The 5491-nt window shown below is 69.4% G+C and carries 6 protein-coding genes and 2 tRNA genes; 3 read left to right on the top strand and 5 right to left on the bottom strand.

Features of this window, described 5'->3' with window-relative positions; translation table 11 throughout:
* The 3 genes from GT354_RS48625 to GT354_RS48615 form a co-directional block, all read right to left on the bottom strand.
* On the bottom strand, positions 1–198 hold a 198-nt coding region (locus GT354_RS48625), incomplete at its 3' end, for a hypothetical protein (RefSeq protein WP_161364448.1).
* Positions 195–389, bottom strand: coding sequence for a hypothetical protein (locus GT354_RS48620; RefSeq protein ID WP_161364446.1), 195 nt, complete (start codon positions 387–389; stop codon positions 195–197). The genes GT354_RS48620 and GT354_RS48625, both read right to left, overlap by 4 nt.
* A 4-nt stretch (positions 390–393) precedes the next feature.
* Positions 394–693, bottom strand: a complete 300-nt coding sequence (locus GT354_RS48615) for a hypothetical protein (protein WP_161364444.1) — start codon at positions 691–693, stop codon at positions 394–396.
* 80 nt (positions 694–773) lie between these two features.
* Between GT354_RS48615 and GT354_RS48610 the strand changes: the two genes are divergently transcribed.
* Together GT354_RS48610 and GT354_RS48605 are read left to right on the top strand one after the other, a co-directional pair.
* Positions 774–2111 carry a transcriptional regulator gene (locus tag GT354_RS48610; protein WP_161364442.1) on the top strand — a complete coding sequence of 446 codons (1338 nt, stop codon included), beginning with the start codon at positions 774–776 and terminating at the stop codon, positions 2109–2111.
* Between the two features lie 26 nt (positions 2112–2137).
* Complete coding sequence (locus GT354_RS48605) at positions 2138–2674, top strand: NUDIX hydrolase (RefSeq protein WP_161364440.1); 537 nt, start codon at positions 2138–2140, stop codon at positions 2672–2674.
* A 92-nt stretch (positions 2675–2766) separates the two neighbouring features.
* Here GT354_RS48605 and GT354_RS48600 read toward each other — a convergent pair.
* Together GT354_RS48600 and GT354_RS48595 are read right to left on the bottom strand one after the other, a co-directional pair.
* A tRNA-Arg gene (locus GT354_RS48600) sits at positions 2767–2839 on the bottom strand.
* A gap of 560 nt (positions 2840–3399) precedes the next feature.
* Positions 3400–3488 (bottom strand) — tRNA-Ser (locus GT354_RS48595).
* Between the two features lie 144 nt (positions 3489–3632).
* Between GT354_RS48595 and GT354_RS48590 the strand changes: the two genes are divergently transcribed.
* Positions 3633–5491 (top strand): PAS domain-containing protein (locus tag GT354_RS48590; protein WP_161364438.1); only part of this gene is annotated, 1859 nt, incomplete at its 3' end.

Genomic DNA, 5491 nt, shown 5'->3' with positions numbered 1-5491 from the left:
CAGGATGTCGGTCACCAGGTTCTGGTCCGTGCGGTCCAGGATGGCCCGGATCAGCGCGGCCAGGGTGCCGTCCGGGACGCGGAGGGTGTCGAACTCGATCGCGCCGGTGCGGGTTCGGTAGCGGGCCACGATCGACTGGCCGCCGAGCGAGCCGCCCATCACTTCGTAGTCCAGCCAGGTGCCGTCGGGCATGGTCATCGCTCTCCTCGAAGGGTCGGCGCGGGGTGGCGGGCCACCTGCGCCTGGAGGTCGCCGATCAGGTCCCACGCCTGGGCCAGGGTGAGGGCGAGCCCGCAGGGGTCGGGGCCGGTGTGGTCGGCCTGGACGAGGATCGGGCGCCGCGGGTCGGCCGCAGCGACGGCGCGAACGGTGTCGGGAGTGCGGGACACGGCTTCAGCCGCCCGAGTTCGAGATGCGGCCGATCATCGGCGGCCGGAAGGACCGAGCCAACCCAGCCTGCAACTGGGGCACCAGGAACCGCGCTTGGTCACGGTCGAGGTCGTAGGTCGGGGCCTCGTCCTCGTCGCCGACATCGAGCATGACCCGGATCGGCCGCGCCGCATCGCCAGACCCATCCACCCGGATCACCAACGGCTTTTCGCTCACCGTGCTCTCCTCGCCCGTTCGACTGCCGTCCACACAGGCTCGTGTGTGCACCACGTACAGCGGGAGGTGTGAGTACGTGCCGCGCATGTTCGCGATTCACACGGGGTGTGAATCGCGAATCGTTAGGCTCGACGACCAGGGCTTGACTTGTGACACCAAGGGGACCCATGAGCCCGAACCACCTGCTCGCAGCCGTGCTCGACGATGCCGGGATGTCGCGCGCCGGACTAGCGCAACGCGTCAACGATCTCGGCGCCCGCGCCGGCCTCGCCTTGCGCTACGACCACACTTCCGTCGGGCGGTGGCTCAAGGGGCAACGTCCGCGCGGCCGTTCGATCGAGCTGGTGTGCGCCGTCCTGAGCGAGCGCCTCGGCCGCGAGATCACACCCCAGGACATCGACCTCGACACGCACACCGACGGATCTTCAGGCACGAGCCTCCCGGCGTTTGTCGAGCGCGCACCCGCGCTGTGGACATCCGACCATCGGAACGCGACCACCGCGCTGGAGACACCTGCCGTCACCGGCATGGCTGCCATCGCGCCCGTATGGGAGTGGGAGAACCCACCGCACGACCTCGACGCATCCCACCGCGGCTCGGTCCGCGTCGGGACCGAGGACCTGGAGATGCTGAGAGGCGCTCGCACCCACTACGAGCGGATGTACCAACAGGCCGGCGGCCTCGCCGCCAAGCCGCGCGTCACCCGCTTCCTCGCCGAGGCCGTAACTCCCGTCGTACGTGGCAGCTACCCCGACCACATCGGGCGCCCGTTGTTCCGTGCGGCGGGCGGCCTCGTCGCCATTGCCGGCATCTGCTCGTACGATTGCGACCAACAAGGTTTGGCTCAGAGGTACTTCCACCAGGCCCTTCGCATGGCCAAGGCGTCCGGTGACCACGCTTTCGGCGGGTACGTCATCGCCCTGCTCGTCAACCAGGCCATGCACATGCGCGACTACCGACAAGTCATCGCGTTCGCCGAGGCGGGCATCCGCACCGCCGGCCCGCACCTGTCCCCCGCGCTCGCCACCGACCTGTACGCCATGCAGGCGAAGGCGTTCGCGAGGATGAAGCAGTCCACCGCCGCACGATCGAGTTTGGGACGAGCCGAAGATGCCAACGTGCGGATTCGGCGGACCGAAGAACCGCCGGAAACCGGCTACGTTCAACCCGGTCGCGTCGAAGCCCAGGCCGCCGAGGCGCTGCTGAGCCTCGGCGACCATCGGCCCGCGATGCGATACGCCAAGGAAGCCGTCGGCACACAGACCCACGCCCGCGGCAAAGTTCACCGTCTCGCCACCCTGACCTCGCTCGCGATCGCGTGCCGAGACCTCGACCAGGCCGTCGTCGCGGCCGACGCCACGCTGGACGCCGCGCAGGGGATGGAGTCGAGGCGGCTCACCGACCGTCTGTACGGCGTGCATCGCGAACTCGCCCATCACACCGATGTGAAAGCAGTACGAGAGGTGGCCGAGAAAGTCGAGACTGTGCTGTCGATGCCCATCTGAGGACACCGCTCACCCGTGGGGGGCACATGCAGTGGATCACGCACAGCGAGACGGACGTGTACACGAACCCCTGGTTCACCATTCGCCTCGCCGACGTCGAGCTCCCGGACGGCCGTCACCTCGATCACTACCTGATTCGTCAGCGACCCGTGGCCCTCGCAACGATCGTCGACGAACAGGACCGCGTCCTCCTGCTGTGGCGCCACCGGTTCATCACCGACACCTGGGGCTGGGAACTCGCCGCAGGAGTCGTCGAGATCGAGGCGGGCGAGAGCGTCGAGGACGCCGCAGCGCGCGAGATGCTGGAGGAGACCGGGTGGCGCCCCGGACCGCTACGACACCTGCTCAGCATCGAGCCGTCCAATGGCCTGTCCGATGCCGTCCATCACGTCTACTGGTCCGACTCCGGCGAGCACGTCGGCGAGCCCGAGGACGCGTTCGAGTCGGACCGGATCGAGTGGGTGTCCCTGAAAGAGGTCCCGGACATGATCGCGCGAGGAGAGATCCGCTCGTCGAACGCCGTCTCGGCGCTGCTCGTGCTGCACCGGCTCCGACGGCTCTGAGAACCGCCGACCGTTCATTGGCCGCTCGAATGGCTGCACCAACCACGAAAAGAGCCCCTCTCGAATTACCCGAGAGGGGCTCTGACCTGCTGTGCGCTCGGCAGGATTCGAACCTGCAACCTTCTGATCCGTAGTCAGATGCTCTATCCGTTGAGCTACGAGCGCTTGGTCGCTTGGACCGAGGTAAACAATACATGCTCGCCGGCCGGGGGTGAAATCGATTGTTCGAGAGGGGTTCGAAGCGGGGCGTTTGGCGCGAAAGGGCTGTCGGTGGGTGGTGAGTGGGGTGGCCGAGGGGGTGGATCCGAGGGCCGGTGGAGGTGGGTCGGGGTGGGTTGCCCCGAGGGGGTCGAGGGGCGGGGAGGCTGTGGGTGATCTTGCGGCGGAGGGCCGGGTTCGGATCCGTGTGCGCTCGCGTTTGGGGGTGGCGCGCGCGGGGGGTGTTCGCTGTGAGCTGAATGGTTTCTGTCGGACATGTCGTCTTCGGGGCGAATGGTGGAGCGGTCGGGGCGGAAGGGGTGACCTTCGACATGGGGGCCGAACCGTGAGGGGCGGGCGGCGCGAGACGGGCCACCCGACGATTGGGGGCGCACCTTGGGGAAAGGCCGGCATAGGGGACATCGCGGGCCACGTCGTGACTCGGTGGTGCTCGTTCGTCACCGAAAGGTCACCGAGATGGGCGCAAAACAGCCCGTCTGGTGGGACCAGACGGGCTGTTCGTGAAGCGGAGGCTCCGGGATTTGAACCCGGGATGGGGATGAACCCAAACCGCATTAGCAGTGCGGCGCCATAGACCGGACTAGGCGAAGCCTCCATCGGTGTTTGCCGACGACGGACAGATTACTAGGCTCGTCAACGTGACTGCAAAAACAATGGGATAGTCGGTCGTGACATGCCCCGGCGGCGACGGGCAAGATGGCCGTCGCGCAGTCCGAGGACCGGAGGAGGTACGCGCTTCGTGAGCAGCAGGCCATCCCGAGGCGCTGCTCGCCTCGCCGCCATACTCGACGCCCTGCCCGATGCTCTCCTGCTGGTGAATCGCAACGGCACGGTGGTCAATGCGAACGCCATGGCACTGGAGGTTCTCGAGGCGCCGGGCACCCCCATGGTGGGCCGCGGTCTTCTCGACCTGCTGCCCACGTTCGACCGCAGCCGCATCCCGGGCTCCGTGCGCGCCAACGATTCGCGCGACACCCGGACCAAGCCGACGCGGATGAACGCGCACCGCACCGACGGCCGCACCTTCCCCGTCGAGGTCACCAGCGCGAACCTGCCGGCCGGCTACGACGACGAACTGCTGATGATCGTCGTGCGCGACCTCACCGGGAAGGTCGACGTCGAGGTCGAACTCGCACGCCAGCAGCGGCAGACCGAGATGATCCTGCGCGCCGCGTGCGAGGGCATCATCGGTATCGACACCGAGGGCAACATCGTGTTGGCCAACCCCGCCGCCGCCAAGATCCTGCGGCACCGGGCGAGCGACCTCGGCGGCAAGGCCCTGCACGAACTGCTCATGCACAGCAAGGCCGACGGCACTCCGCTGCCCATCGACGAGTGCCCGCCGCTGATCACCCTCAAGAGCGGGCGCCGGCAGCGGCTGCGCGACCAGATCCTGTGGCGTGGTGACGACGGTCACGTGACCGTGGACATGATCACCGCCCCGATCCTGCTCGGCGGAGCCGTCGTCGGCGCGGTGATGACCTTCAGCGACACCGGTCGGGAGAAACTGCTCGCCGAACGCCGGGCCCAGCTAGCCGAGTTGGTCGACACCGAAGTGCTCTCCCGCTTGACGGCGGTGCGCGGCCGGCTCAAGAAGGTGGCCGACGGCGCCGCCGGCGAGGTCGGGCACGGTGCGCGGCGCATGGTCCGTCAGGTCGCCGGCGAACTGGAGAGCCTCGAGGAACTCGCCGGTGAGGTACTCGCACACCAGCAGGGCCCGACCGTCGCCGATCCCGACGCCGAGGACGCAAAGACGGCCGCCGAACGCGTGCCGACCACCGTGGACGACCTGGTGGACCGGGCCATGGAGACGGTCACCTACCTCGCGCGCGGCGCGGGCGTGGAGTTCGTGGTCAACGCGTCCCCGGTGGGGGTGCGGGTGGACGTCGACGCGATGACGCGGGCGCTGGGCCACCTGCTCGCGGACACCGTCGTGGCCGGCCCCGAGGGATCCACCATCGTCGTCGCCGCCGCGCAGCGCGGCGACGTCGCCCGGATCGAGGTGCGCGGCCCGGAGAGTCGTGGCAGCGCCGTACGGGTGCCGCTGGCCCGCGCGGTCGTCGAGGCGCACGGCGGCTCGATCGAGGCACACACCACGCCGGGCCGCGGCAGCACCTACGTGGTCGAGCTCCCCGCCGACGCCGAGGCCGCCGAGCAGGTCGTCACGTCCGGCGAACACCGCGCCGCCAAGGGCCGACGCGCCCGTACCGCCGGCGGCCCCGGCGACAAGGCCGGCCAAGCCGGCAAGGACGGCAGGACCGGCAAGGACCCGAAGAAGCCGCAAGGCTCGAAGGGCACCGAAAACGCCGACGACGCCGGAGACACCGACAACGCCAAGGACGCCGACGATCCCGAGACCGGCAAGGGCTCGGACGGCGCCGAGAACACCGGCGTGCCCGACGACGCCGACGACGCCGCCGCCGATGCGTCCGGCTCGAAGACCGCGCGGAAGGCGAAGAACGCCGAGAGCGGTCCGGCGGCGAAGGACGGGGCGCCCGACGACGCCGACCGTCCCGCCAACCCCGACCGGGCCGCCGTCGCGACCCGCTCCGGCGCCGAGGGTGGTTCCGCGCTCGCCGTGCGCGGGCGCGCCGCGCA

The organism is Streptomyces sp. SID3343 (assembly GCF_009865215.1).
Lineage (GTDB): Bacteria > Actinomycetota > Actinomycetes > Streptomycetales > Streptomycetaceae > Embleya.
This window is presented reverse-complemented; position numbering and strand designations above follow the sequence as displayed.

Excerpts from the sequence above, each read along its gene's own strand:
- GT354_RS48615 (WP_161364444.1), bottom strand. The coding sequence starts at position 693 with ATGCGCGGCACGTACTCACACCTCCCGCTGTACGTGGTGCACACACGA.
- GT354_RS48605 (WP_161364440.1), top strand. The coding sequence starts at position 2,138 with ATGCAGTGGATCACGCACAGCGAGACGGACGTGTACACGAACCCCTGG.
- GT354_RS48610 (WP_161364442.1), top strand. The coding sequence starts at position 774 with ATGAGCCCGAACCACCTGCTCGCAGCCGTGCTCGACGATGCCGGGATG.